Genomic DNA, 24,987 nt, shown 5'->3' on the forward strand with positions numbered 1-24,987 from the left:
CTATAGTACAATGACAACAAAATTTGATTTACTCGTTGTAGGAGGTGGAATTTTAGGAACATTCCATGCTTATCATGCGCTGAAGAAAAATCTTAAGATAGCTTTACTGGAAAGAAATTCTGTTCCTCAGGGTGCCACGGTAAGAAATTTCGGACAGGTAGTACCTTCCGGAATGGATCTTAAATGGCAGAACTTCGGGAGAGAAAGTCTTGCCATCTACAATGAACTTCATGATCAGGCAGACCTTACCATCAGGCAAAATGGCTCCATCTATATTGCTTCAAATGACGAAGAGCTTCAATTGATTGAAGAGCTATATGAAATCAACAGAAATAATGATTACGAATCTGTTTTATTATCCAAAAATGACTGCATCAAGAAATTTGACGGTCTTCGTTCAGACTATTGCAAAGGTGGTTTGTTTTTCCCCCAGGAACTTTCTGTAGATTCTGCAGATATGATTGTAAAACTTCACAAGCTGCTTCAGAAAAAATTGGGATTACAGATCTTCTACAATACAAATGTACTGGAAACCCATGAAGATGATCAGAAATGTATAGCGGTAACAGCTGATGGAACGGAATTTAATGCTTCTAAAATCATCATCTGCGGTGGACACGAGTTCAAAACTTTATATCCTAAAGTATTCAATGACAGTAATCTGGAAGTGAGTAAACTTCAGATGCTTCAAACAAAGCCGCAGGGCATTTATTCGCTTCACGGAAATATTCTTACAGGTCTTTCTGTGAGAAGATATGAGTCTTTCAGTGAGTGTCCTTCTTTTCAGAAAATCAAGGCTTTAGAAGATCCCAATTCATTCGAAAAGAAATATGGTGTTCATATTTTATTCAAGCAAGCTCTTGACGGTTCTGTCATCATAGGAGATTCTCACGAATATGCAGATGCTAAAAATGCAGATGATCTGGGATATGATCTTAATATGGAGATTGATGAATTCCTGATTCTTGAGGCTAAAAAAATTATTGATCTTCCTACGTATGAAATTCAGAGAAGATGGTTCGGAATCTATTCTCAGTGCAAAACAAAAGATATTTTTGAGCACAGCCCATCTGCCAATATTCATATTGTAACAGGGATCGGAGGAAAAGGAATGACGGGAAGCGGTGGCTTTTCCAAATTTAATATTGAAAAAATTTACGCATAAAATTCAAATGAAAAATATAGAATTACTCGTTCTGGATATGGCCGGAACAACAATTGATGAGGATAATGTAGTTTACAAAACGCTTACTAAAGCTGTGAATGATTACGGCTATGTGGTAAGCCTGGAAAAAGTATTATCCAGCTGTGCCGGAATGGAAAAACTTGAAGCTATCACAAGTCTTTTAAAAGAAATCAATGGGAACGAAGAAGATGCTCCTGCTATTTTTGAGAATTTTTCTGACCAGCTGAAAGAATCTTATCAAAATCTGGATGTAAAACCAATCAACGGAACGGAAGACTTCTTATTGAATATGAAAGCTCAAAACAAGAAAATCGTTTTGAATACAGGCTATACATCAGAAATCGCCCATCAGCTTTTGGATAAACTCAACTGGAAAGAAAGTATTCATTTTGATGCTTTAATTACCGCTGATGATGTTTCAGAAAGCCGTCCAAGCCCTGAAATGATTCATCTTGCGATGAAGAAATTTAATATCACTGAGGCTCATAAAGTGTTAAAAGCAGGGGATTCTGTGATTGATATTGAAGAGGGAAAAAATGCAGGTTGCGGATTAACAGTAGCGGTTCTTTCCGGAGCTCAAAGTAAATCAGAGCTTGAAAAGGCAGCTCCCGATTATATTCTGAATACCATTTCTGAGGCTGAAGGTATTCTTTAAACACTTTTCAGATTATTTTTAAATACTTCTTGACACAAATGTTTTCATGGTTCTTCTATTGGAAATGTTTGTGTTTTTACCACCCTGTCAAAAATTCTTTGAATTTTCGACAGCTCTCCAGAGGAGGGGAATGTAGTACGGATCATTAGGTATTTGTTATAACCTAAATTTCCAGAAACCTTTTGTGATCCTCTATTCACAAAGCATGTAACTTAAAATAAACAAGGTCATTTTCTTTTGTGACTTTTGTGGTTCGTTTCAAAGTTTTTCCTGTTAACTTTTTAATTATCAATAAATTAACTTTCAGTTCACGAATGTTTACAATTCTAAAAACCCTTTTTTCCCATGAAAACAAAACTATTCTCAATGGCTGTTGTAATGAGCTGTTTCCTTGGAGCTCAGACCAAAAAAGTTCTTTTTATCGGAATTGACGGATGCCGTGCAGATGTCATGATGTCTACCCCTACACCAAACATTCAAAACCTCATCAGTCAGTCCATTTATTCTATTGACGGGCTTTGTGCCGCCACTACCTGGAGTGGAAACGGGTGGAGCACCATGCTGACGGGTGTATGGCACACCAAACACAATGTTCAAGACAATAATTTTACCAGCCCGAACTATGTCAATTATCCGGATTTTTTAACAAGGGCAGAGACTTATAACCCGGCTCTAAGAACAATTTCTCTGGCTCATTGGTCGCCTATCAACGATAAAATCATCCAAACGGCTGATGTAAAAACCAATCTGGCAACGGATCTTGCCGTTAAAAATGCAGCTGTCACGGCTTTACAGAATGATAATCCGGATATTCTCTTTGTAGATTTTGATGATGTGGACCATGCCGGGCATTCTTATGGATTCTCATCCACTGTTTCTCAATATGTCAATTCTATTAAGACTACGGACTCTTATATTGGAGAAATTGTAACCGCTATGAAAAACAGACCTTCTTATAACAATGAAGACTGGCTGGTTGTATTAACCACAGATCATGGAGCGATCGAAAGTTCTCATGGAGGTGGAAATCTTACCGAAAGAAATATTTTCACGGTATATTCCAATTCTGGATTTACACCGCAACAGATCAGCAAGACTGTTCTGGAATCCAATAAAACATTCAATCAGTTGAATTTCCCGGCGGGAACTTATGCAAAGCCAGCCAATCAGACTCCTTTTAATTTTGGAGCTAATCAGGATTTCACCATCGAGTTTTGGGTAAAGCCCAATGCAGCTTACTCCAGTGATCCGGTGATGATCAGTAATAAAAACTGGGCGAACGGAAAAAATAAAGGATTTGTTTTCTCAGGTTATTCAGGGCAGACTTTCAAAATGAATATTGGAGATGGAACTAACAGAATTGACCTTGTAGGTGGAAAAGTAGAAACCAATAAATGGAAACATATTGCAGCAAGCTTTGACAGAGATGGCCTTGTAACATTATATGAAGATGGTGTTCCTGTGACTTTTGCCAAAATGAATACGATCGGAAATATTGATTCCGGACTTCCTCTAACATTAAATCAGGATGGAACGAATGCTTACGGAATTAATCTGGCGGCTTCTTATAAAGATATAAGAATCTGGAAATCGGCTCTTCCCAATGATGTGATCGTGAATTGGGCGAACCAGGATATTACAACTTCGCATCCTTATTATTCTCAATTATTAGCCAACTGGAAGTGTAATGGAACTTCAGGAACTACATTGACAGACTCTGGTCCAAACGCCAATCATATGACTGTGACAGGTTCTCCTACTTATAATGCGGGTACAGTGAATAATTTTAAAGTGTATGATTACACCTCAACGACAAGAGAAACGGATCATTTCCCTACGGTATTGAACTGGCTTTGTATTCCGGTGCAATCTTCATGGGGAATAGATGGAGTGAATAGAATTCCGGCATGTTCCAAAGAAATATTGGCAGCAAAAGAAACGAAAGCAATCGCTGATGATTTTAAAATTTATCCGAATCCTGCTTCTACCTTCATTGGAGTCCAGTATCAATCTGAAGATAAGGAAATTAAAGCTGAAATCATAGACAGTAGAGGTTCAAATGTTTTAACAACCCATTTAAAGTCTTCAAGAGGTTTTTACGATGAAAAAATCAATATTGGAAATCTTCCGGCTGGTGTATATTTCATTAAAATCAATGGAAGTAAAAAGTCATTAACCAAGACATTCATCAAGAAATAAAACAGTAAAGCAATTAGATTTAAATTTGATATTAGAACAAGGATATTCCTATCCGAGTTCTAATATTTTTTTTGTTTATGTATTGAAAATCAATTCCATTCTGACATCTGCACGGTCGTACTCAGCATGACCGATAGGGGTATGGATAAAGCCCAGCTTTTCATACAACTTAATAGCCGGAACAAGGATAGAATTGGTGACTAGAAAAACTTTTTCTGCCTTTAATTCTTTTGCTTTTTCTACTAAGGCATTTCCCAGCAGATAGCCTAGTTTTTTTCCTTGCGCTTTAGGACTTACTGCCATTTTTGACAGTTCAAAAGTAAGAGGATGATCTTCTGTTTTTACCAATGCGCAGGTTCCTACAACTTCTCCATCCAGCAAAGCAAAGGCTATATGTCCTCCTTTATTTAAAATCTCTTCTTCCGGATGATCCAGCAGTTTATAATCTCCTGCTTCCATCACAAAAAATGTTTTGATCCATTCTTCATTCAAAGCTTTGAAGGCTTCTTTATACTGAGGTTCATAGGCTATAATGTTTACTTCATTTTTACTATCATTCATCGCTATAAGGTTTATTAAATTCTGTTTTTTATCATTTTTCCCAGCTTTTCCAGATCATTTTCCACTCTGTCTGTCCATTCTAATGCATAGTTTAAACGCATACAGTTCTGATACTGATTATATTGTGAAAAGATTCTTCCCGGGGCAAAGTTTACTTTCTGACTGACCGCCAAATCATAAAGATCTTCCGTACAGATTCTCTTATCCAGTTCCAGCCAGAGCATAAAACCGCCTTTGGGTTCTGAGATTTTTGTATTATCCGGAAAATATTCAATCACCGATTTCTGGATCTGAAGGTAGTTGGCGTACAATTTTTTTCTGAACATTCTTAGGTGATGATCATACCTTCCATGAGCAAGGAAATCAGCAATCACATCCGAGAATAAAGAAGGTCCGCTCACCGTCTGAACCAATTTTTGGCGGATAATTTTTTCTTTAAATTTTCCAGGTGCTACCCATCCTACTCTAAACCCTGGAGCCAATGTCTTGGACACCGAGCCTACCCACATCACAATGCCTGCTTCATCATAAAACTTACAAGGTTTCGGTCTTCCTGCTCCGAAATAGATGTTTCCGTAGACATCATCTTCCACCAAAGGAACATTATGCTCGGTAAGCATTTTAACCAGTTCTTTTTTGTTCTCGTCCGGCATCTGAAATCCCAATGGATTATTATAATTTACCACAAAACAACATGCAGAGAGCTTGGGAAGCACTTTCTTTAGAGCATCCAGATCTACTCCTGTAATCGGATGCGTAGGAATTTCTACTGCCTTCAGTCCCAATAATTGAATGGCCTGAAGAATTCCGAAATACACGGGACTTTCTACCGCGACCGAATCTCCTGGTTGTGTCACGGCCATTAAGCAATTATAAACGGCATTCATCGCTCCGGAAGTGATCACCAAATCATCTTCTGTGATTTTCCCCTCCATAACCATTGACCATTTGGCGATTTCCCGGCGCAGCACTTCGCTTCCCTGCACGGGTTCGTAATTGGTACCGCTGTCACTTTTCCTTTTCATCACATCAATCATGCATTTTTTCATCTTGGCTACCGGAAGAAGACTTTTACCGGGAATTCCAAGCGCAAATTGTGTGACATCTGTCCCTCCTATACTTCCGAACACCTTGTCAATCAAATCCTGAGGGGTATTTTTACCTTCAGAAACCTTCATCTGTGTCACAGAAGGCAGCGCCAGTTTTCGCTGGGAAGTCTGGCTTACATAATATCCATATTTGGGACGTGATTCTACCAGAGAGCGGCTCTCCAGTTCCATATACGCTTGTTTTATAGTATTCAGACTTACATTATATAATTTCTGGGCACTTCTCAATGAAGGCAGCCTGTCTCCAAACTGCAGGGTTTCGCTTTTAATCTGCTCTGTGACAGAATTGGCTATTTTAAGGTACAGAACATCTTTAGACATAGAATCCGGTTTTAAGTAAATGTACAATTTTTCCTATGTTTAAGGATTAAGCCAGTTAACCATACTATTTATACTGCTTTTTAATTGAGCAGGATTTTTAAAATTGGGGCTATTATTATTTTTAAAATATCTTTCAACATGAGAAAAGAAGTTTCTCTCCTCGGCTTCAGTCATTTTGTTTTTATCATATATTTTAAAGCAAATTTCATCCTTTTCATTTACAATAAGACTGGCAAAAGCAACTACTTCCCTTCCGTTTTTAGCCAAAAGAAAAGGAAGTCCGAAACTTTGATCTGCTAATTTGAGATTCTGTGTTTCCAGAAAAATATTTTTCAGCACCAGCATGTCTGATATATAAGCCTCAGCATATTGAAACTGTTTCTGATGTTGAGTGATTGTTTCCATATTTTCTTCTTTAGCTAAACAAAATTATGGAGTATTTAATTTTGGACACAGATACAGAACTATAGAATATTATGGGTACAGATTTTTATGCGTCATTATATGGATGCCTTGTAGATTAAGTGAAGCCCATTTCTAATCAATGCTAGCTCTAAAATGTAAATATATATAAAAACAGGCTGTTTCAGATAGAAACAGCCTGTAAACTATTTAAAGTTTCATGGTTATTATTCTGCTTTTTTAAGGGCTTCTTTGATTCCTTCTAATCCGTCTCCAAACTGAGCAAGCAGTGCTACAATCTGTGACATTCTATCATTCTCACCCAATCCTTTCAGGGTTTTATTTTTAACAAATGTTTTCTTTATCTCATTCCAGCGTTCGGTTTCTTCTTCTGAAAGAATTCCTATCAGCTCTTTCAGTTTCAGCATATTAGCTTCTGCTCCGGTTGTCAGCGTCTGGGATTCATTTTGATAGTGATTCAAGACAAGCTGAGTAACTTCATTATCTTTAAGAATAGGCTGTATTTGTGCAATCAGCTTATTCATATTACGGTAAGATCCCTGCAGCTTGAATGGCGGTTCATTTCGGTAATCGTCTGACATGGCTGCGGATGCGATATATTCCCTGTTCACTTTTAACACCATATTTCTTACCCTGACCGTATTTTTCAGGACTGCTCTGAAATCTGATATTTCATTAGAGCTGAAGTTTCCTTTCAGGTTATCGGCAGGATTATCTGTAAGTACACAATCATAGAGTTCATACAGGTTTTCCATTCCCGGATTTGTTAATCTGGTTAGGTATTCATTAGACATTAAAGCATTTTCAATAAGGCTCAGGTCAAAAAGATCTGTTTTCGATCCGGATATTTCTCCCAGATTGTAGGTATCTGAACGGTTAGCCAGCATGTCGGGAATTTTAAACTTTTCTCCACTCTCTGTGTATGGATTTCCGGCCATGACAAGGCAGAATCTTTTGGATCGAAGGTCATAAGTTTTACTTTCACCATTGTAGATTCCTTCAATCTTTCTCTGTCCGTCTGCAAGAGAGATGAATTTCTGTAAAAACTCAGGATTACAGTGCTGAATATCATCCAGATAAAGCATGACATTATCTCCCATTTCCAGCGCAAGATTTAGTTTTTCAAGTTCCTGTCTGGCACCTGCATTTCTGGCTTCAGAAGGATCCGTTGATACAATATCGTAGCCTAGTGATGGACCGTTTATTTTCATGAAAACCAATCCCATACGTTCTGCCATATACTCCATCAGGGTTGTCTTTCCGTATCCTGGTGGAGATACCAGAAGAAGCATTCCCATCCTGTCTGTTCTTTTGTCTGAACCTGCTGTTCCCAATTGCTTGGCAAGGTTCGCTCCGATGAGAGGAAAATAGACATCATTGATCAGTTTATTTCTTACAAATGAGCTTAATATCTGAGGTTTAAAAGTATCCAGTTTCAGTGCTTTTTTCTTTTCATCTACCCAACTGTGTTTCAATTCCTGAAGACGTTTGTATTTCGGAACGGTAACCGTATTAAAGTAATTCAGTCGGGATACAAATTCAAAGTAGTTAAGATGATATTCCGTGTCTTTTTCAAGAGACTTCAGCTCTTTTATGGCTACTTCATACGCAATATGTCTGATATTTTTCGGATCAAACTTCTGGGTGATCAAAAATCCTGCTGCTTCCTGTACCGTATTTTGATCAGCATCAGAGTCAAATGCCTGTAATGCACCTTCAGCAATATAATAACACGCTGAAGGATATTGATACATAGCCTGTAACTGAGCCATAAACTCCAGATCTTTACCCTTTTCTTTGAGCTCTTTCATGAAAAGCCCGTACAGAGTGGCGGCTTTTTCCGAGATCAGGAAGTTCTCTTTGTCTTCTTTTTTCAGGTAGATGGCAGCATTGATACAATCTGTCTCTTTAAAAATACTATTGGCTGATGCGAATGATTTCATTTCTTCCGAAAGCTCTCTGCTCAGATATTCAAATTCCTGCTTTACAACGAATGACTGGGCAATAATAGATGCAGCCGCAAACTGTTTGGTATAATATTCCTTTCTTTCGGTTCCGAGAAAGAACCAGAAAAGCTGGGCAAGTGTTCTTTCCTGTGCTGTAAACCTCATTAGTCCCAGCTCATTGTGTATCTGCTGCAGTTTGAGAACAATTTTTTCGGCATCTTTATCATGAACCCCCTTTACCAGTCCTTCCCCAAAATGCTCTGAGGTAAAATCCTGTACAGCCTTTTCATTCTCTGCTTCCGGGGTTATCTCCTGATGAGCGGAAAATACGTTCCAGGCAAGATATTCAAACCTTTTTACCTTGTTGTTTTCTGAAACAAATTCCTGATTCCATACTTCTTTGAATTCATCAGCTGTAAAGTTTAAAGGTTCATAAAAGCTTGTTCCGGTAAGGTGGTAGTAATATTGAGTATTTCTAAGCACCAAAGTAAGGTCCTGCTTCTGCTGATTGACTGCAAATTTATAGTCTCCCAATGCAATAACGCTTTCCCCGTCTGCGTAGATCTCTTTTTTATCTTTCAGCTTTCTTACTGCTTCCTGCTGCTGGGTTTTTAACAAGGTCTGAATCTCCTCTGACTTTGCTGAATCCTCCAATTCTGCAAGCTGCCTGGAAAGATCCCTCACTTTCTCCACCATAAGATCTGCAGCAAAATAGCCATTGATCTCATTTTCTGAGTCAAAAGATTCTGCTTTGGCCTGTACCGATTTCAGTATTCTTTGTGCAGCATCAAATAGATTCTGAGTCCTTTTATTTCTTGCTTCGGTAAGCTGTACCCTTTTATTCTGGAAATGCCCGTAAACCTCTTCTCTTTTGATTCCTATCTGCTGAATGAATTCTTCGAAATCAATAAATTTCGTTTCCATTTCTTCCAACTGGATGGAGAGTTTGGTCAGATATTCATCACATTTCTCAGGAGTTTGCGAAAGCTCCAGAAAGTTGATCACAGACTGGTCAAATAAGGTAATCTGAGCCTGGAAATCCGAAGCAAGCTCTTTTCCCGAAATTTCTCTTTTTCTTTTGCTGAGCTCAAGTCTTTCCTGATTCAGTCTGGCAAAAATCAGAGAGATGTTTTCAATAATCTGGGTAGACTGGGAGGTGTCTTCAATTTTAAGATTATTAACAATATCCACCAATAATTCCAGCCGCCCGGAAAGGGTATTGATATTTTCTTCAATTGTTCTGGCATCAATGGCTTTCTGTAATCCATTGATATCTTCAGAAATCTGCTGTGCTCTTTCTTCGTATGGCAATAATGCACCTTCCTGAAGCAGAAATTCTACACAGGCATTTGACAGTTCTGTATAACGGTCTGCAAGGGATTTTTCCAGTCTATCCAGCAAAGCTGTGTCTGCATATTTAAGCTCTCTTGCTCCTGTCACTTCTCCTCTTAAGGCTCTGATTTGAGAAAGAGCATCAATATATTCTGTAAGCTGGGAATAGTGAAGCCTTTTGGTATCATCAAGAATTTTCCCACAGGCCTGTTTTATCTTTTCTAAAGCTTCTTCTGTGTTCTTCCTTTGCTCTACTACTTTTTCGTATTCATTGATGGCCGAATGTGCAATCGCTCTGATCTCTTTCAATGGTACATCAAGCTTCTGAACCTCATCTTCACCAAGAAAATAGTAAGTATCCAGAATAAAAGTAGAGAGCTTTACGATATCATCATACAAGCCACTGTAAGAGTCTTTTTTGTTCAGAAGGGTGATCAGCTCCTGGCTTTCTGCCATGACGCGTACAATATCTTTATTTCCTATTTTGTAAAGTAAACTGTCTGCCTTTTCTATATTGGGCAACAGTTCTTTTGAAAAAGGAGTCTGCCAGATCTGGGACAGGTGATGCTTCGTGGTTTCTATACTTTCCCGAAGATAGATCAGTTTCCCGTCCTGCAAAAGCGTAAATCCACTACAACGGATCGGAGTTTCTATGGTCTGGGTGATGATATTGTAAGAAATAAGCTGATAGTTATTCGTTTTATCATCATAAAAAACATACAAAAAGTTCTCTCCGTTGGGTTCCGTAATGGTTTTCAGATAGTAAAGCCTGTTCTGATCCTGAGAAATCACTTTTAATCCTCCGGTCTGAAGGGCATATCCGTTTGAAAACAATACCCCTTGATTTTCCGGAAGCAAAAGCCCCGAATATTTAAGAGCATCTGCTCTGGAAACGGTTTTTTCTTTGTGATTATAAATAAAATAGCGTTCTGTTTCCTGATACGGCTTTATTTTAAACAAAACCAGATTATCCAGATCACAGAAATGAATTTCTGCATCATCCAGATTCTGATCTTTGTGAATGACATCTTCAGAATAAATTCCCTTCCCGGTATCTGTATTGTCTTCTACTTTGATGGTAATATCTCCACCGATACTTTCTACAAAAACTTTATCTGCTAAAGAAATATGAGGATGTTTTCCGGATCTCTGCATATCTCTGGTTGCCTTTGTCCATACAAAGCCATGCTGCTGAGGATATGAGGTTTCGGAGGCACTTCTAGAATCGATATACGTCAATTGATTCTCTTTGATCAGCCATTTAAAAGCTTTGATATCTGTGGTACTTTCCGACAGCTGAAAAACCATATAAAGATAGTTTTCCGTGAAGGTAAATCGGGCAAAGAAAGTATTTCTGTAATATTTGTAAAGGTTTTTAAACTCGTCAATGAAAACCTCATCATTGATCAGGCTGTGATCCTGAGGTTCAAACCGGTCATTATTGATGGTATATATTGAAAAAATGTCCGAAATATTGATTTCCGTCTGAAGTCCAAGGTGTGCATTAGACCCGAAAATCAGGTGGTCACCCAGTGAATAGATATCTTTGGCAATACAGCTATGATCCGTAGAAATTCTTTCATTGGCAATAAGAGAAAAATCTACACCGCCAAATATATTTTTACGGTTTTCATTAAGCTGCTGAAGTCTCTGAATCAGATCATTCTTCTGCTCATTTAAACGGTTCTGAATAATTTCGTAAGTTCCGGAATTAAGTTGTTCTGACATCGTTTTTATTTAGGTTGTCATGGCTGCTGCAGGACAGCAGGTCTTTGTATAACTTGTGGTACTTTGAAAATTTTTTAGTCTAAACCTTATAGGTTTTGGAAACCTATAAGGTTTGAATTTTAGAAGCTTTTAAAGCACTCTTGCATTAAACATGTTTGTTATTCACCGGTTTGTGCTCTACTCCCAGGTGTTTAGCCATGTCCAGAGCTCTTTCCAGAATTCCCTTTTCCTGTTGAGTGGCAACACTGTTCAGTTTAAAGATCAGGGACGCTATGCTCATATTTTTGATGTCGTCAGAAGAGATTTTATATTTATCCACCATTCCCATCACTTTTCCAATGATATTTTCTCCATCCCCCAGAAGGTTTTCTTTTACAATCTGTGCATTTTCACTGTGGTTAATGAACTTATCCAGTCCTTTTCCTGCAGAAACCTGTCTGATAACATTGTCGAAGAATGTATTGTCACCTCCTACGATATCAATTTTTGCAGATTTGAAAGCTTCTGCCAGTACCATTGACTGTGCTTCTGCAATATCTTTCTGAATAGCGATCTGAGCCAGCTCCACATCTTTTTCTTTGGCAAGCTGAAGACGGAATTCTTCGTGGTCTTTTCCGGCATCGTTCAGTTTCTTCATCGCTTCTGCCTTCTCTGTAATTCCTGCTGCCTCTGCCAATGCTTTTTCTTTGATGACTTCCGCCTGGGCAATTCCTTCTTTTTTGTTGGCATCTGCTTTTTTCTCAATAACGGTTGCTTCTGCAAGACCTTGTCTTTCTGCAGCATCTGCTTTCGCATGCATTACCTGAGCTTCTGACAGTCCTATTGTAGCTTCTTCTTTTGCTTTCGCGTCTGCAATGATCTTACGGGCTTCAGCTTCTTTTTCTGCAGCATCTCTTTTCGCCTGTGCTTCAATTACATATTTCTGCGCATCTTTTTCTGCAGCCAATCTGCGGGCTTCTGCGGCTCTTGTTTCCTCGATCAGCTTTTTCTCTGCTTCCTGAGTGGCAACGGTAATTTCTACCTGCTTATTTCTTTCTGCTGTTTTGAAGGCTTCCAGGTCTTTGATTCCCTGCTGCTCTTCCACTACGGTTTTCTCCATGGTTAAACGCTCACGGATCGCATCCTGAATACTTTTCTTCTCTAGCTCTATTGCTTTTTCCTTTTCAATTTGGGCAAGAGAGACAATTCTTTCTCTTTCCGTAGCTTCAAGCGCTTTATCTTTTAGGACTCTTTCTGTCTCTACCAGATCTGCACGTTCTTTATTTTTAGCAGCGATCACGACCTGACGAAGTTTATTTTCTTCTGCAATCTGCAGTTTTTCTTCTGTTGCAATCCGAACTGTTTCATATCTCAGACGTTCTTCTTCTTCTACTTTCAGAATTTCAGCATTTTCACGGGCTTTGATATTGGCAACCTCTCTTTTTTGAGATTCTTCTTTTTCAGCCAGCTGTTTTTCAAGCTCAAGAATTGCTTCACGGGCTTCTACGTTCTGTTTTGTAATGGTTTTTTCCTCATCACGACGAACCTGGTTGGCTTTAATATTTTGGGTAGCTGTCAGTTCGGTAATTTTCTTAATCCCTTCAGAATCAAGGATATTATCTTTATCTAATTTATCAATTGAGGTCTGCTCAAGGTAGTCTATCGCACAGTCATCCAGTACATATCCGTTAAGGTCTGTTCCGATGATATCAAGGATTTCCTGACGAAATTCACTTCTTGCTTCGTATAATTCGGTAAAATCAAATTTCTTTCCTACTGTTTTAAGGGCTTCTGAAAATTTTGCTTCGAACAGTTCTCTTAATGTCTGCGCATCTGAAGCACGCTGACAGCCAATGGTTTGACCTACATTCACGATATCATCTACTGATTTGTTGACCCGGATAAAAAATGCCACCTGAATATCTGCTCTCATATTGTCTTTACAGATCAGGCCTGCTCTTCCCTCTCTTGAAATCTCCAGTTTTTTTACGGAAATGTCCATAGATTCCATACGGTGGATAATGGGAATCACGATACCAGCATTAAAGAAGACCTTTGTACCTCCATAACCAGTTCTTAAAATAACGATTCCCTGAACGGTTTTTTTATACATCGATAAAATCCAGAAAATCAATCCGACTGTTGCTACAACAGCAACAATAATTCCAGCAATTAAAGGTAAGTTCATAGTTTTATAAGTTTATAGTTTATATATAGATTGTGTTTTTGTTTTATAAAAAGTGACAGATGAGATCCAGGATATAGTTCATCAGAATCAAAAAAATAGTTATCATGGTTATTAGTTCTTATTTTTAATATCTTACAGACTGCTGCACATAGAAAATCCTTTTTTTGGGCTCTTCATCTACAATCATGACGCGGCTTCCGTATTCCAGCCTGCTGCCGTCCTGGCTTCTCACCATCAGCGTCATAGGATCGCTTCCGATAAAGACTTCCATCATTCCTATTTTATCATCCTGAATGCTTGATTTCATACGGCCTTCCCGTCCTAAAAAGGCATATGACAATTCCCCTTTATGATTAATTTCCTTAAAAAAGGGATTCAGCGGTTTCAGAATTATTTTGGTTAACAGCATTCCTCCAATTAATAATGGAAATATGATAAGAATACCTACCCATGTTGGCAGTGGTAAAAAATAATTCAGATAAAATGACCCCAGCCAGGTAATCAGCAGTGAAAGGGTTAGAAAATACGTTATAGGAACAATATCCAGATTCAGAAATTTCAGGAAATGCATCCATGCAGAAGGATCATGATCAGGGGTATGAACATGGCCATCCGGAACGTCTATATCTGCATCTGCATCCACGTCAGAATGAATTCCTACATCTATATCCAGCCCGGTAAGAATGGTAAAGAGCCAATAGATCACTGAAAGCCCTAGCAGGACCGTCAGCACCGTATTCACCGGAGAAAATGCTACATTTAAAAATTCCTGAAAGGTCATCTTAGCCTTTTTTTAGTGTTTCTTTTAATCTGTTTAAAGCTTCTTCAGCTTTTGTATCGTTATTATTGACCAGGGCATCTATTTCCTCATCAATACTTTTTCCTGCCTTTGAAATATCTGAATAAGCTTCCGCAAGAGCTTCCTGCTGTACCACGCGATCTTTCAGTTTTTCCAGCATACTTACTGTACTTCCGGTATCCATTTGGGTCATCTTCTGGTTGATATCTTTTGTGGCTTCACTTACCTGAACCCTGGCTTTAAGTGTTTTGAGCTCGTTTTCCCACTTGGCAATATCGGATTTCAGATGATTGATATTGGCCTGCATCTTTTCACATTCATCGTATTGTTTTTCGTGTTCTTTCTGTAGATTTTTTGCATTTTCCAGAGAAGCAGTCTGTCTTTTCAGAGCTTCTTTGGCAAGACGGTCTGCCTCTGCAGTTTCCACTTCTCCTTTTTCGGCTTTCTGCACAATCACAACGGCCTTATTATAATAATCTTTTGCCGTTTGCTCTTCTGTTTCTGCTTCATTCTTTTTCCGAATAGCAAGAGCTTTTAACTGGGCAAGCGCTTCTATGCTTTTTGCCAGCTGTTCTTTCATTTCACGGATACCCTCTTCCGTTAAATTGATTGGGTCTTCAAAGCTTTCGATCACAGAATGGATCTCTGCTTTTCCTATTGTTAGCAATCTTTTGAAAATGTTCATTTTAAATATCTTTTGTGAATTACTTACTCATTTCTAGCATTTCTGTTGTAAATTCCCCCACAAGGATCCCTAAAGAATTGATGGAAGCCATCACTTCGTTTTGTGCCATATTATCAGTTGGAAGCGTATCTCTGAAAATCACCCGTCTTCCGGTTCCGTCCAGCACAAATGCTCCGTGAACAATGTCTCTGTTTTTCTGAAGCAGTCTCAGGAATATTTTTTCGGATGGGTTTTTGATTTCAAAAAGGAACTGCTCCATGATCAGAATAGAGTCTGATATGATCAGGATCATGTTTTTGATCCCGTTGGATTCTTTTTCAATGATTAAGATTCTCTGAGCTTCATCTTCCAGCGTGATGTTAAACTCATAATCTAACAACCACTCTTTGACCGTTCTGAATATTTGATTTCTCATAATGGCTGGTTTAGTGTTTTATTTTCTCTACACAAATATAAAATAAAATTTTCAAAATGCAAATATTATTAGCAATTATTTATTTCAGATTCTCTATCTTTGCAAAAAAGATTAGACAAAAATGAGCTTCTTTGGAACTAATATTAAGAAAATAAGACAGGTGAAAGGACTTAGCCAAAAGGCTTTTGCCGATTTATTTGATTTAAACAGAGGAGTAATAAGCTCTTATGAGGAAGGCCGCGCCGAGCCTAAGATTGAAACCATATTAAAGGTTGCCAGCCATTTTAACCTTAATCTTGATCAATTGCTGACTGAAATCCTGCCGGTAAACCAGCTTGCAAGCGTTTCCGACATTGACCAGTTAATGCTTTTTCCTGAGCTGGCCATTCAAAACAGCAAAGAAATACAGCTAAAAACGGAAGAAAATAATCCCAACTCAGTAATATTGCAAAAAATATTAGCATCTGTTGATCTGGTTTATGAATTTACTTCTGAAAAAGCTCCACTTCCTCAATATCAATCCGGTGATATTTTATTTCTGAATAAAACAGATCCGAAAACGGACTCCATTAACAATTTACTGGTTTACACCAACAAAAACCTTCAGTATGTAACTGACCATCAGTTTATAAACAATCAGGAATATTATAAGATTGTAGGCTATGTCTCAACTGCTGAGAAAAATATTTTCACAAGCATTTTTGAAAGACTGGATAAACTGGAAAAGAAAACGGATCTGCTCAACAACTGAGAAAGCATCAGCTCATGGACTTTGCAAAAAGGTTGAAGATTATAAAACAGAAAAGCCCTCCGTACTTTCATACGGAGGGCTTTGTACCCCAGACGGGACTTGAACCCGTACGTCCTTGCGGACACAGGATTTTAAGTCCTGCGTGTCTACCAGTTCCACCACCAGGGCATGGCGAAGGGCGAAAAAAAAAAGATTCGAACAAAAGTTCCAATCTTCCCGGTAACTCCAAAGAGTTTTTTCGCATAGTGCGGATGAAGGGACTCGAACCCCCACGCCTCACGGCACCAGATCCTAAGTCTGGCGTGGCTACCAATTACACCACATCCGCTGGTTTGCTGATCTGAATTTACAGATTCTAGCTATATTTCTTACAAATATAAAAATTTTATTTAAAGAACGCTCTCTATTAAAACAAAAAACCCTCCGTAAGATATTACAGAGGGTCTTGTACCCCAGACGGGACTTGAACCCGTACGTCCTTGCGGACACAGGATTTTAAGTCCTGCGTGTCTACCAGTTCCACCACCAGGGCATGGTGTGGAGCGAAAAACGGGATTCGAACCCGCGACCCCAACCTTGGCAAGGTTGTGCTCTACCAGCTGAGCTATTTTCGCATAGTGCGGATGAAGGGACTCGAACCCCCACGCCTCACGGCACCAGATCCTAAGTCTGGCGTGGCTACCAATTACACCACATCCGCTGGTTTTTTTATATTGTAAGTTTTAAAGAGCTTGCTTCGTTTTTGTGAGTGCAAATATAGGACAATTTCCTTTAGTACCAAACTTTTCAGGAAAAAAAATTAAAATTTCCACATTTTTTTTTCACGGCACCTTTTATTACATTTCATTTTCTTACTTTTACAACGTTAATATTTACGATATGGAATTACAAGGAACGGTAAAGAAACTTTTTGATGCTCAAACATTTGCGAGCGGGTTTCAAAAAAGAGAAATGGTTATTTTGACCCAGGAACAGTATCCACAGCCGATAAACATAGAATTTTTATCTGATAAAATCAGTTTATTAGATAACCTTAAGGAAGGAGAAAACGTAAAAGTAGGAATCAACATCAGAGGTAGGGAATGGGTTTCTCCTCAGGGCGAGACTAAATATTTCAACTCTATTACAGGATGGAGAGTAGAGAAAGTATTTGATAATGCTTCAGAACCTACTCAGGCAATGCCTCAGCAATCTGCTTCTCCAGTTTCAAATGAGAATCCGTTTGCTGGTGATGACGATGATGATTTGCCTTTTTAATTAAAGAATAAAGATCAATATAAATCCTGCTTTTTGAAGTGGGATTTTTTTTCTAAAAATGGTCCGATTAGACGAAAACGAGATTTCATTTCCAGACCCTGAACTGTATGATGGTCATGAGGGAGTGATTGCCTTTGGAGGTGACCTCTCTGTAGAACGTATTTGGTTTGCCTATCAATTGGGGATTTTCCCATGGTACAATCCCGGAGAGGAGATTCTTTGGTGGTGCCCGGATCCGAGATTCGTGCTTATTCCTACAGAACTGAAGGTTTCAAAATCCATGAGAAAAATCCTGAAAAGGAATGTTTTTACTTTTTCTGAGAATAAGAATTTCAGAGAAGTGATCAGAAACTGCCAGCAGGCAACCCGGAAAGGACAATCAGGCACATGGCTTTCCGATGAGCTGATGGATTCTTTTATCCAGCTTCATGAGTATGGCCTTGCCAAAAGTGTTGAAGTATGGCAGGATGGGAAACTTGTAGGAGGTTTTTACGGATTGCAGATCGGGAATGTGTTCTGTGGAGAAAGCATGTTTGCCAAGGTGAGCAATGCTTCCAAAGCCGGGTTTATCCATTTTGTAGAAAGTCATAAAAATACGATTGAATTGATTGATTGTCAATCCCATACAGAGCACCTTGAGAGCTTAGGGGCAAAAATGATTCCTAAAAAAGAATTTCTAAAAATCTTACACGAAAATAATGAACGCAGATAAAGAAAAATGGGTTCTTCTGATTGTCCTGAGTATTATCTGGGGATCATCCTTTATTTTGATCAAAAAATCACTGGAACATTTCAATCCTTTTCAGGTAGGGTCTTTGCGAGTGCTTATTGCCGGGATCATTTTACTTCCGGTTGCAATTTCCAATTATAAACTTTTCCCTAAAAAGCACCTGAAATGGTTGATTCTGGCAGCTTTTACCGGAAATTTCATTCCAATGTTCCTGTTTCCGATTGCTGAAACTGAGATTAGCAGCAGCATTGCAGGGATTATCAATTCCATGATGCCTATTTTCGTGATCATTGTCGGCGCGCTGGTATGGAAGTTTGAAACGACTAAAAAACAGATCATCGGAACGCTAATAAGCTTCACAGGAGTCTGTATCCTGGCATTTGGAGGCGGTGACAGCGGAGAGTTTAAAATGATTCCGATTCTTCTTCTCTTATTGGCTACTTTATGCTATGCTCTGAGCACAACAACTGTAAAATCAAAACTTATGGAGGTCTCCTCTACTGTTTTGTCTGCTTTTGTTTTCTCGTTTGTTTTGATATTTCCTTCTATTATTGCATTGACGTGTACAGGATTTTTTTCTGAATTCAGTTTTTCGAAAGATAACCTGCTGGGACTGATGTTCGTTAGTCTTTTATCTATTTTCGGAACCGGACTGGCGATGATGATGAATTATCGTTTATTGAAAGTTTCTAGTCCTCTTTTTGCTTCAACAGTAACTTTGGTAATGCCCATTGTGGCCATTATCTGGGGAATTATAGATGGTGAAAAGCTGACTTATTTGCAATTTATAGGAGCAGGAATCATCATAGGCGGACTGATATTTTTAAGAACAAATCCCAAAAAGTAACATCATATTATAAATTAAATTATATTTGGGTGGATTTAACTTATAACTATGAAAAAACTTTTACTTTGTGGCTCCATAGCCTTTTTTACCCTATCCTGTTCTGATTCAGATGATATTCCTTTTGACAACAGCGACCCTTCCGCTCAGAATGTGATACTTCCTACTAAAATGACAATAGATGGTATTGTCATGAAGGTTAATTACAATGGAACGAAGATCATCAGCATGATCAACAACATTAACCATGGGCAGAGAGTAGAATTTTCGTATACCGATGATTACATTACTGGCATCAAAAATTACGAAAATAACGTTCTAGAAAGTACTGTTGAGTATAGTTATTCCAGTGGACGCATGTCGTCAGCGGTCATTAAGGAATATTCTACTACAGGAACAGTAGAAAATACTGTTTCATTTACATATACCTACGCCAGTACTACAGAAATCAATGTAAAAAGGCAGACGAATTCAGGAACTGCCGGTTCTTCGACCATCAACAGTGTGTTTACCTACAGCAACGGAAATATGGTAAGCAGCGTAGGTTCAGGCATAGGAACCGTAAATGGAAATACAGTTAATTATACCGAAAAAGAAACCTATACTTACACGGATAAAAATTATCCTTTTAAAAATGTGAAAGGTTTTGACAAGATCATATTCAATGGAAATGAAAGCAGTGACGGCGTCAGCATGTTATTTTCAAATATAAAAAACAGCTTAAGTACTTATAAGGGCGAGTTTACCAGCACCACAGCCGGAGGAGGAACAGCAACCGGAACAACTCAGCATAAGTATACAACAACTTTTAATACTGCCGGTTATCCATCTGAAGAAAGCAGGCAATCGCTTGATGCAAACGGAAACCCGAACAGCAGTGTTCCGGATAAGTTTTTTTACGAATATAATTATCAATAAAAAAAACCTGCAAAATTGCAGGTTTTTTGTTATTTTTCAGATAAATCTAGTTCTTTTTCTTCACTTTACCGGCCTTAACTTTTTTTACCTCATCTTTAATAAAAGGATATTTTTTCTGCATATCCTTAACCAAAGACGGATCAAGATCCAGTGCTTTCTGAAGTGATTCCATTCCTTTATCCTGTTCTTTCAGATTGAAATAACAGTTGCTTAACTGATAAAACAGCTCAGCTCTGTGATGCCTTTTAATAGCTTTATTCAAAACTGTCACTGCATCTTCATATTCTCCTACCAACATCAAAACTTCTGAATAAGCATACCAGTTGTAAAACCTTGAAGGTTCTGCATCTACCAGCTTTTTAAGACATGAAAGGCTTTCTTCAAACTTCCCGGAATCGATGAATAAAAACGCAAGTCTTTTCTGATAATCGAGGTTGTTTTCATTCAGCTGGGTAGCTTCTTTGGCAAAATGCAATGCTTCGGACATTCCTCCCATTTCTTCATAAAGGTAAGACTGTTCCATCATGGCTAGATAAAACTGAGGGTCTTCTCTCAATGATTTCTGGAATGCATTCAAAGCCAGAATAGGCTGTTTTAAAGCCTTGTTGCATAATCCGATCTTATAGAAGGTAAATGCTTTCGTATATTCCAGCTCCAGCATTTCTTCATACGTTTCGATCGCCTTCTGGTATTGTCCCAAAGCTTCATAACAGGCTGCTTTATTGGCATATACTCCCACTGAATTGGAGTTGATTGCCAATAAATAATCATAACCTCTTATCGCTTCATCATAATTTTTTCTGTTGAAGTAGAATTGTCCGTATTCAAACCAGGCGGTTTCAGAATAAGGGAATTCATCTAAATATTCATTAAGAAAGGCAATTGCCTCCTCACTCTTATTCAGGTCACTGAAGCATACCATACAGTTTTCCAGCGCATATTCATCCGCCGGATCTTCTTTCAATGCTTTCCTGTAATGCTTAAGAGCGTTAAAAGGATCTCCGAGATTCACATATTCATCCGCAATAAAGTTGTGGAGAAAGTTTTCTTCTTCCTCTAATGTCAAAGCTTTTTTGCAGATTTCAATGGATTTTCTGGGATTTCCTAAGTTCGAATAATACTTGGCGTAGCAAACCAAAAAGTCTGTATTCTCCATAGAAGCGCCTTTCAGTTCGTCAATAAGTTCTTTCGCCGTATTATACTCTTCCCACTCCAGAAGGATCTCAAGTCTTTTGATCTTAATATCCAACGAATTAGGGTGAAGCTTTAGTCCATAATTAACCGCCATATCTGCGTAATTAAAATCACCAAGCTCCAAATAATAAACAATAATGTCTTCCAGTTCTTCGGTATCGAAGTAGAATTCGTCATTGTTTTCCATCATTTCCTCGAACTTTTTTACAAGTTCATTTCCAAAATACTCTTCCAATAGTGTCCTCTTTGTCGGCCTGATGTCTGAATTTGCTTACAAACCTCGGCAAACGATTAGTTAATAATACATCTGAAACTGATATTCAAATATTTATGCAAAGTTGCAACTTTTTTTTGAATTTTCCATTTCATAAATTTCTATTATAAAAATAGTAAAAAAAGAAAACCGATAAAAGGATTGTGGATAAAAAAACGGAAATTGGGGTTAAATTCTTATGACCAGGCGTTTTCCGCTTTGTATCTCAGCATTCCATACAGTTTCGATATTTTTAATATCAATGTTCTGTGTTTCCATTTTTATTTTTCCTTCTACGGCTGCCTGAAACATTCCGGGAATAATTTCCGAAAACAAAAGCATTGTTTCTTCCCTGGTCCAGCTTCCTAATCCTGATCCGGAAATCTGAATATCAGTCCCCCGCAGAATCTGTGAAGATAACTGAATGGTATCTCCACTCATTCCTCCTACATTGACCAGCCTTGTTTTATGGGAAAAGTTGCCGTCTCCTTTAAGGGCAGATAATATCATTTCTACGGAATGTCCCCAGATATAATCCAGAATAACATCTATAGGACTTTCCCTGTGAATTTCTTTTATTTTTTGTTTGAAATCATGTTCGTCCAGTTTGAGAGAAATCACCTCATCGGCGCCTAATTCACGTAAAGCTAAAAGTGATTCTTCATTTCTTCCGGTAACGATAATCTTACCCGCTCCGTATAGTCTGGCAATCTGAACCGCAATTTTACCTGTAATTCCTGTTGCCCCATTGATCAGAACAGTATTACCCTGTTGCAATCCTGCCTTGAATTTTAATGCCATTGCAGAACCCATCACCGCATTGGGCAATGCAGCTGCTATAGAGAAATCCAGTTTTTCAGGAATCGGAATAATCATTTTTTTATCTGCTGCTGCTTTTTCTGCTACAGTTCCTTTTTTACTGAAAAAATAGACTTTATTTCCGTTTTCCAGATATCCGGCTCCGTCTGTCCCTATAATCGTTGGCTGATGCTCCCGATTATCTGCTGAATAGTGACTTCCACCAGCTCTGGCTCTGTCAAGGTTTTTAATAGACGCGGCTTTCACTGTAACTATAATTTCATTTTCCTGTGCTTCAGGTTCCGGAAAATCTGTGTATTGAGGAATATTTCCTTTTTCAAATACTACTGCTGCTTTCATTCTTTTAATTTTAGACAAAATTATGAGGAGTGAATGCTATGGAACGATAACATTTGTTATCAGTTTTGGAAAGGGGAGCTGTAAGAGGGAGGTTGGAAGGTTATAACCCTGATAACAGATTAAAAACGCGGAGAACGCTAAGAAATATGATATTGTGATTATTATTCGTTCGCAAGGGCACTTCGTTCAGCAAATAACAATGAACATCGCTGAGTGGAATGCCTTTGCGAACATTTTCAATAATACCTATTATTTTTTGCGAACATTGCGTTTAAGATGATTCAGAATTTATGCAGTTTCTTTTTAAACTTCCGCCCTCCCGCTTATTCCAATCTTTCTTTTAATATTTTGCTTTTGATTCTGCTGAGATGTACCGTGGTAATACCTAGATAGGAAGCAATATAATGCTGCGGAACTCTTTTGATAATCTCCGGCTTTTGCCTGACCAGATTCAAATACCGTTGCTGCGGTGTATCTTTTATGAATGAAAAGAAATGTTTCATATAGTCGAATATTCTTTCAAAAAGAGCATCCATAAAGAGATTTCTGAGTTCAGGGTTTTCATAAACTTCTTCCAAGAAGGCCTCTACATCAGATCTGCTGATTTTATATAAAATACAAGGTTCTATGGTCTCGAACGACACCATACTTGGCAAGCCTTTTTTAAAGCTTTCAAGGGAAGAAAACATTGTGTTTTCAAGAAAAAACTGGAATGTTACGTCTTTACCATCGTTATTGTACCAGGCTCTTGCCATCCCTTTTTCTATATAATAAGCATTACACGAAATCTCTCCTTCCTGTAAAAGCAAAGTTTTCGCAGGAACTTCCATACGTTGGAAGCTGCTTATAAATTTTCTCCACTTTTCTTTGGGGAAAGGAAACCTGTCTTTGATATGTTCAAACATTCCTGATATAAAAAAGAGAACGGACAATGTGTCCGTTCTTCGTATATTTTTAGATTAAACTCTTGATTTTAGCAATGATATCATCTCCCAACTGATCTGCTTCTTCCTGAGATTTAGCTTCAGTATAAATTCTGATGATCGGCTCTGTATTGGATTTTCTGAGGTGAACCCACTTGTTTTCAAAGTCTATTTTAACACCATCCACGGTAGAAACTTCTTCATTCTGATATTCCTGTTCCATTTTGCTTAAGATAGCATCTACATCAATCTCCGGCGTAAGCTCTATTTTCTTTTTACCCATAAAATAGCTTGGATAGCCTGCTCTTAGTTCAGAAATGGTTTTGTTTTCTTTGGCTAAATGAGTCAGGAATAGTGCAACTCCTACTAAAGAATCTCTTCCGTAGTGTAAGTCAGGATAGATAATTCCTCCGTTTCCTTCTCCTCCGATCACCGCGTTTTTCTCTTTCATCAGAGTAACTACATTTACTTCTCCTACTGCGCTTGCAAAGTATTCTGAGTTGTGCGAATGTGCTACATCTCTCAAAGCACGGCTTGAAGAAAGGTTAGAAACAGCCACTCCGTTTTTATGTTTCAATAAGTAATCAGCAACGGCTACCAGTGTATATTCTTCTCCAAACATTTCTCCTTTTTCATCAATTAAAGCAAGTCTGTCCACATCCGGATCTACCACCACTCCCAAGTCTGCATTTTCATTTTTTACCAATTCGCAGATATCTCCTAAATGTTCTTTCAACGGTTCAGGATTATGCGGGAAGTGTCCTGTAGGTTCACAGTATAATTTAATGGTTTCGCAACCCAGTTTATCTAAAAGCATAGGAATGGCGATTCCTCCTGTAGAGTTTACAGCATCCAGAACCACTTTAAATTTCTTTGCTTTAATTGCTTCCACATCTACCATTGGTAAATCCAGAATCTGCTGAATATGAATATCAAAAGCATCATCTCTTGTTTCATATTTCCCAAGATCATCTACTTCTGCATAGTTGAAGTCTTCACTTTCTGCCAAAGCCAGTACTTCAGCTCCATTTTCACCGCTGATGAATTCTCCTTTTTCGTTTAATAATTTAAGGGCATTCCATTGTTTTGGATTATGCGAAGCGGTAAGGATGATTCCTCCGTCTGCATTCAGCTCAGGAACCATTACTTCAACAGTTGGTGTTGTAGAAAGTCCAAGATCTATCACATTAATTCCCAGCCCCTGCAAAGTAGCAGTAACCAGGGAAGAAACCATCTGTCCAGAAATTCTGGCGTCTCTTCCAATGATAAGGGTAAGGTCTTTTTTGTTTTTATTATTCTGAAGCCATGTTCCGAATGCGGATGCGAATTTTACCACATCCAGCGGTGTCAAGTTATCATTTACTCTTCCTCCAATGGTTCCGCGAATTCCGGAAATAGATTTTATTAATGACATGATGTTTTTTATTTTGTTT

General features: G+C 38.3%; 20 protein-coding genes and 5 tRNA genes. 8 read left to right on the forward strand and 17 right to left on the reverse strand.

Annotated elements, in window-relative coordinates; genetic code table 11:
* Positions 1–10: 10 nt before the first annotated feature.
* From EL165_RS15610 to EL165_RS15620, 3 genes are all read left to right on the forward strand, one after another.
* Entirely contained in the window at positions 11–1,165 is a 1,155-nt protein-coding gene (locus tag EL165_RS15610) for a TIGR03364 family FAD-dependent oxidoreductase (RefSeq protein WP_002981926.1), read from the forward strand.
* 7 nt (positions 1,166–1,172) lie between these two features.
* Positions 1,173–1,841, forward strand: a complete 669-nt coding sequence (locus tag EL165_RS15615; RefSeq protein ID WP_041461993.1) for an HAD-IA family hydrolase — start codon at positions 1,173–1,175, stop codon at positions 1,839–1,841.
* A gap of 345 nt (positions 1,842–2,186) precedes the next feature.
* Positions 2,187–4,040 (forward strand): alkaline phosphatase family protein, encoded by a 1,854-nt coding sequence (locus tag EL165_RS15620; protein ID WP_002981931.1) that lies wholly within the window; start codon positions 2,187–2,189, stop codon positions 4,038–4,040.
* A gap of 75 nt (positions 4,041–4,115) precedes the next feature.
* Here the strand turns inward: EL165_RS15620 and EL165_RS15625 are convergent, their stop codons facing one another.
* From EL165_RS15625 to EL165_RS15660, 8 genes are all read right to left on the reverse strand, one after another.
* On the reverse strand, positions 4,116–4,601 hold the full coding sequence (locus tag EL165_RS15625) for a GNAT family N-acetyltransferase (protein WP_002981932.1): 486 nt from the start codon (positions 4,599–4,601) through the stop codon (positions 4,116–4,118).
* 14 nt (positions 4,602–4,615) lie between these two features.
* The gene (locus EL165_RS15630; RefSeq protein ID WP_002981934.1) at positions 4,616–6,031 is read right to left on the reverse strand and encodes an aminotransferase-like domain-containing protein; all 1,416 of its coding nucleotides are present in this window, start codon (positions 6,029–6,031) and stop codon (positions 4,616–4,618) included.
* Between the two features lie 39 nt (positions 6,032–6,070).
* Positions 6,071–6,436 (reverse strand): hypothetical protein, encoded by a 366-nt coding sequence (locus EL165_RS15635; RefSeq protein ID WP_002981936.1) that lies wholly within the window; start codon positions 6,434–6,436, stop codon positions 6,071–6,073.
* 224 nt (positions 6,437–6,660) lie between these two features.
* On the reverse strand, positions 6,661–11,460 hold the full coding sequence (locus tag EL165_RS15640) for a DNA repair ATPase (protein WP_002981938.1): 4,800 nt from the start codon (positions 11,458–11,460) through the stop codon (positions 6,661–6,663).
* A 145-nt stretch (positions 11,461–11,605) separates the two neighbouring features.
* Positions 11,606–13,627, reverse strand: coding sequence for a flotillin family protein (locus EL165_RS15645; protein ID WP_002981940.1), 2,022 nt, complete (start codon positions 13,625–13,627; stop codon positions 11,606–11,608).
* A gap of 124 nt (positions 13,628–13,751) precedes the next feature.
* Positions 13,752–14,408 (reverse strand): hypothetical protein, encoded by a 657-nt coding sequence (locus EL165_RS15650; protein WP_002981941.1) that lies wholly within the window; start codon positions 14,406–14,408, stop codon positions 13,752–13,754.
* Between the two features lies 1 nt (position 14,409).
* Positions 14,410–15,111, reverse strand: coding sequence for a PspA/IM30 family protein (locus tag EL165_RS15655; protein ID WP_002981942.1), 702 nt, complete (start codon positions 15,109–15,111; stop codon positions 14,410–14,412).
* Between the two features lie 19 nt (positions 15,112–15,130).
* Positions 15,131–15,526, reverse strand: coding sequence for a type III secretion system chaperone family protein (locus tag EL165_RS15660; protein ID WP_002981943.1), 396 nt, complete (start codon positions 15,524–15,526; stop codon positions 15,131–15,133).
* A gap of 121 nt (positions 15,527–15,647) precedes the next feature.
* Here EL165_RS15660 and EL165_RS15665 point away from each other — a divergent pair, with 121 nt between their 5' ends.
* On the forward strand, positions 15,648–16,277 hold the full coding sequence (locus EL165_RS15665; protein WP_002981944.1) for a helix-turn-helix domain-containing protein: 630 nt from the start codon (positions 15,648–15,650) through the stop codon (positions 16,275–16,277).
* Positions 16,278–16,361: 84 nt separating this feature from the next.
* Here the strand turns inward: EL165_RS15665 and EL165_RS15670 are convergent.
* The 5 genes from EL165_RS15670 to EL165_RS15690 form a co-directional block, all read right to left on the reverse strand.
* A tRNA-Leu gene (locus tag EL165_RS15670) sits at positions 16,362–16,445 on the reverse strand.
* Positions 16,446–16,523: 78 nt separating this feature from the next.
* A tRNA-Leu gene (locus EL165_RS15675) sits at positions 16,524–16,605 on the reverse strand.
* A 120-nt stretch (positions 16,606–16,725) separates the two neighbouring features.
* Positions 16,726–16,809 (reverse strand) — tRNA-Leu (locus EL165_RS15680).
* Between the two features lie 6 nt (positions 16,810–16,815).
* Positions 16,816–16,891: transfer RNA gene (locus EL165_RS15685), tRNA-Gly, on the reverse strand.
* 4 nt (positions 16,892–16,895) lie between these two features.
* Positions 16,896–16,977: transfer RNA gene (locus EL165_RS15690), tRNA-Leu, on the reverse strand.
* A 179-nt stretch (positions 16,978–17,156) separates the two neighbouring features.
* On the opposite strand from EL165_RS15690, the gene EL165_RS15695 reads away from it, so the two are divergent.
* Genes EL165_RS15695 through EL165_RS15710 form a run of 4 tightly spaced genes read left to right on the forward strand, consistent with a single transcriptional unit; the run spans position 17,157 to position 20,026 of the window.
* Complete coding sequence (locus EL165_RS15695) at positions 17,157–17,534, forward strand: DUF3127 domain-containing protein (RefSeq protein WP_041461994.1); 378 nt, start codon at positions 17,157–17,159, stop codon at positions 17,532–17,534.
* 58 nt (positions 17,535–17,592) lie between these two features.
* Positions 17,593–18,246, forward strand: a complete 654-nt coding sequence (gene aat, locus EL165_RS15700) for a leucyl/phenylalanyl-tRNA--protein transferase (protein WP_002981946.1) — start codon at positions 17,593–17,595, stop codon at positions 18,244–18,246.
* Entirely contained in the window at positions 18,233–19,111 is an 879-nt protein-coding gene (locus EL165_RS15705) for a DMT family transporter (RefSeq protein WP_002981948.1), read from the forward strand. Before aat ends, EL165_RS15705 begins: the two co-directional genes overlap by 14 nt.
* Before the next feature lie 48 nt (positions 19,112–19,159).
* Positions 19,160–20,026 (forward strand): hypothetical protein, encoded by an 867-nt coding sequence (locus EL165_RS15710; protein WP_002981949.1) that lies wholly within the window; start codon positions 19,160–19,162, stop codon positions 20,024–20,026.
* Positions 20,027–20,072: 46 nt separating this feature from the next.
* Here EL165_RS15710 and EL165_RS15715 read toward each other — a convergent pair whose 3' ends face one another.
* The 4 genes from EL165_RS15715 to glmM all read right to left on the reverse strand — a co-directional run bounded on the left by EL165_RS15715 (position 20,073) and on the right by glmM (position 24,968).
* Positions 20,073–21,455, reverse strand: coding sequence for a tetratricopeptide repeat protein (locus EL165_RS15715; RefSeq protein WP_002981950.1), 1,383 nt, complete (start codon positions 21,453–21,455; stop codon positions 20,073–20,075).
* 207 nt (positions 21,456–21,662) lie between these two features.
* Positions 21,663–22,631, reverse strand: coding sequence for a quinone oxidoreductase family protein (locus EL165_RS15720; RefSeq protein WP_002981951.1), 969 nt, complete (start codon positions 22,629–22,631; stop codon positions 21,663–21,665).
* A 323-nt stretch (positions 22,632–22,954) separates the two neighbouring features.
* A complete protein-coding gene (locus EL165_RS15725) occupies positions 22,955–23,536 on the reverse strand; it encodes a Crp/Fnr family transcriptional regulator (protein ID WP_002981952.1) in 582 nt (193 codons plus the stop codon).
* A gap of 49 nt (positions 23,537–23,585) precedes the next feature.
* Positions 23,586–24,968, reverse strand: coding sequence for a phosphoglucosamine mutase (gene glmM, locus EL165_RS15730; protein ID WP_002981953.1), 1,383 nt, complete (start codon positions 24,966–24,968; stop codon positions 23,586–23,588).
* Positions 24,969–24,987: the final 19 nt, after the last annotated feature.

This window comes from Chryseobacterium gleum, from assembly GCF_900636535.1.
Classification (GTDB): Bacteria; Bacteroidota; Bacteroidia; order Flavobacteriales; family Weeksellaceae; genus Chryseobacterium; species Chryseobacterium gleum.

Excerpts from the sequence above, each read along its gene's own strand:
- EL165_RS15640 (WP_002981938.1), bottom strand. The coding sequence starts at position 11,460 with ATGTCAGAACAACTTAATTCCGGAACTTACGAAATTATTCAGAACCGT.
- EL165_RS15625 (WP_002981932.1), bottom strand. The coding sequence starts at position 4,601 with ATGAATGATAGTAAAAATGAAGTAAACATTATAGCCTATGAACCTCAG.
- EL165_RS15630 (WP_002981934.1), bottom strand. The coding sequence starts at position 6,031 with ATGTCTAAAGATGTTCTGTACCTTAAAATAGCCAATTCTGTCACAGAG.
- EL165_RS15615 (WP_041461993.1), top strand. The coding sequence starts at position 1,173 with ATGAAAAATATAGAATTACTCGTTCTGGATATGGCCGGAACAACAATT.
- EL165_RS15725 (WP_002981952.1), bottom strand. The coding sequence starts at position 23,536 with ATGTTTGAACATATCAAAGACAGGTTTCCTTTCCCCAAAGAAAAGTGG.
- aat (WP_002981946.1), top strand. The coding sequence starts at position 17,593 with ATGGTCCGATTAGACGAAAACGAGATTTCATTTCCAGACCCTGAACTG.
- EL165_RS15710 (WP_002981949.1), top strand. The coding sequence starts at position 19,160 with ATGAAAAAACTTTTACTTTGTGGCTCCATAGCCTTTTTTACCCTATCC.
- EL165_RS15660 (WP_002981943.1), bottom strand. The coding sequence starts at position 15,526 with ATGAGAAATCAAATATTCAGAACGGTCAAAGAGTGGTTGTTAGATTAT.
- glmM (WP_002981953.1), bottom strand. The coding sequence starts at position 24,968 with ATGTCATTAATAAAATCTATTTCCGGAATTCGCGGAACCATTGGAGGA.
- EL165_RS15705 (WP_002981948.1), top strand. The coding sequence starts at position 18,233 with ATGAACGCAGATAAAGAAAAATGGGTTCTTCTGATTGTCCTGAGTATT.
- EL165_RS15635 (WP_002981936.1), bottom strand. The coding sequence starts at position 6,436 with ATGGAAACAATCACTCAACATCAGAAACAGTTTCAATATGCTGAGGCT.
- EL165_RS15620 (WP_002981931.1), top strand. The coding sequence starts at position 2,187 with ATGAAAACAAAACTATTCTCAATGGCTGTTGTAATGAGCTGTTTCCTT.
- EL165_RS15720 (WP_002981951.1), bottom strand. The coding sequence starts at position 22,631 with ATGAAAGCAGCAGTAGTATTTGAAAAAGGAAATATTCCTCAATACACA.
- EL165_RS15610 (WP_002981926.1), top strand. The coding sequence starts at position 11 with ATGACAACAAAATTTGATTTACTCGTTGTAGGAGGTGGAATTTTAGGA.
- EL165_RS15655 (WP_002981942.1), bottom strand. The coding sequence starts at position 15,111 with ATGAACATTTTCAAAAGATTGCTAACAATAGGAAAAGCAGAGATCCAT.
- EL165_RS15665 (WP_002981944.1), top strand. The coding sequence starts at position 15,648 with ATGAGCTTCTTTGGAACTAATATTAAGAAAATAAGACAGGTGAAAGGA.
- EL165_RS15695 (WP_041461994.1), top strand. The coding sequence starts at position 17,157 with ATGGAATTACAAGGAACGGTAAAGAAACTTTTTGATGCTCAAACATTT.
- EL165_RS15650 (WP_002981941.1), bottom strand. The coding sequence starts at position 14,408 with ATGACCTTTCAGGAATTTTTAAATGTAGCATTTTCTCCGGTGAATACG.
- EL165_RS15645 (WP_002981940.1), bottom strand. The coding sequence starts at position 13,627 with ATGAACTTACCTTTAATTGCTGGAATTATTGTTGCTGTTGTAGCAACA.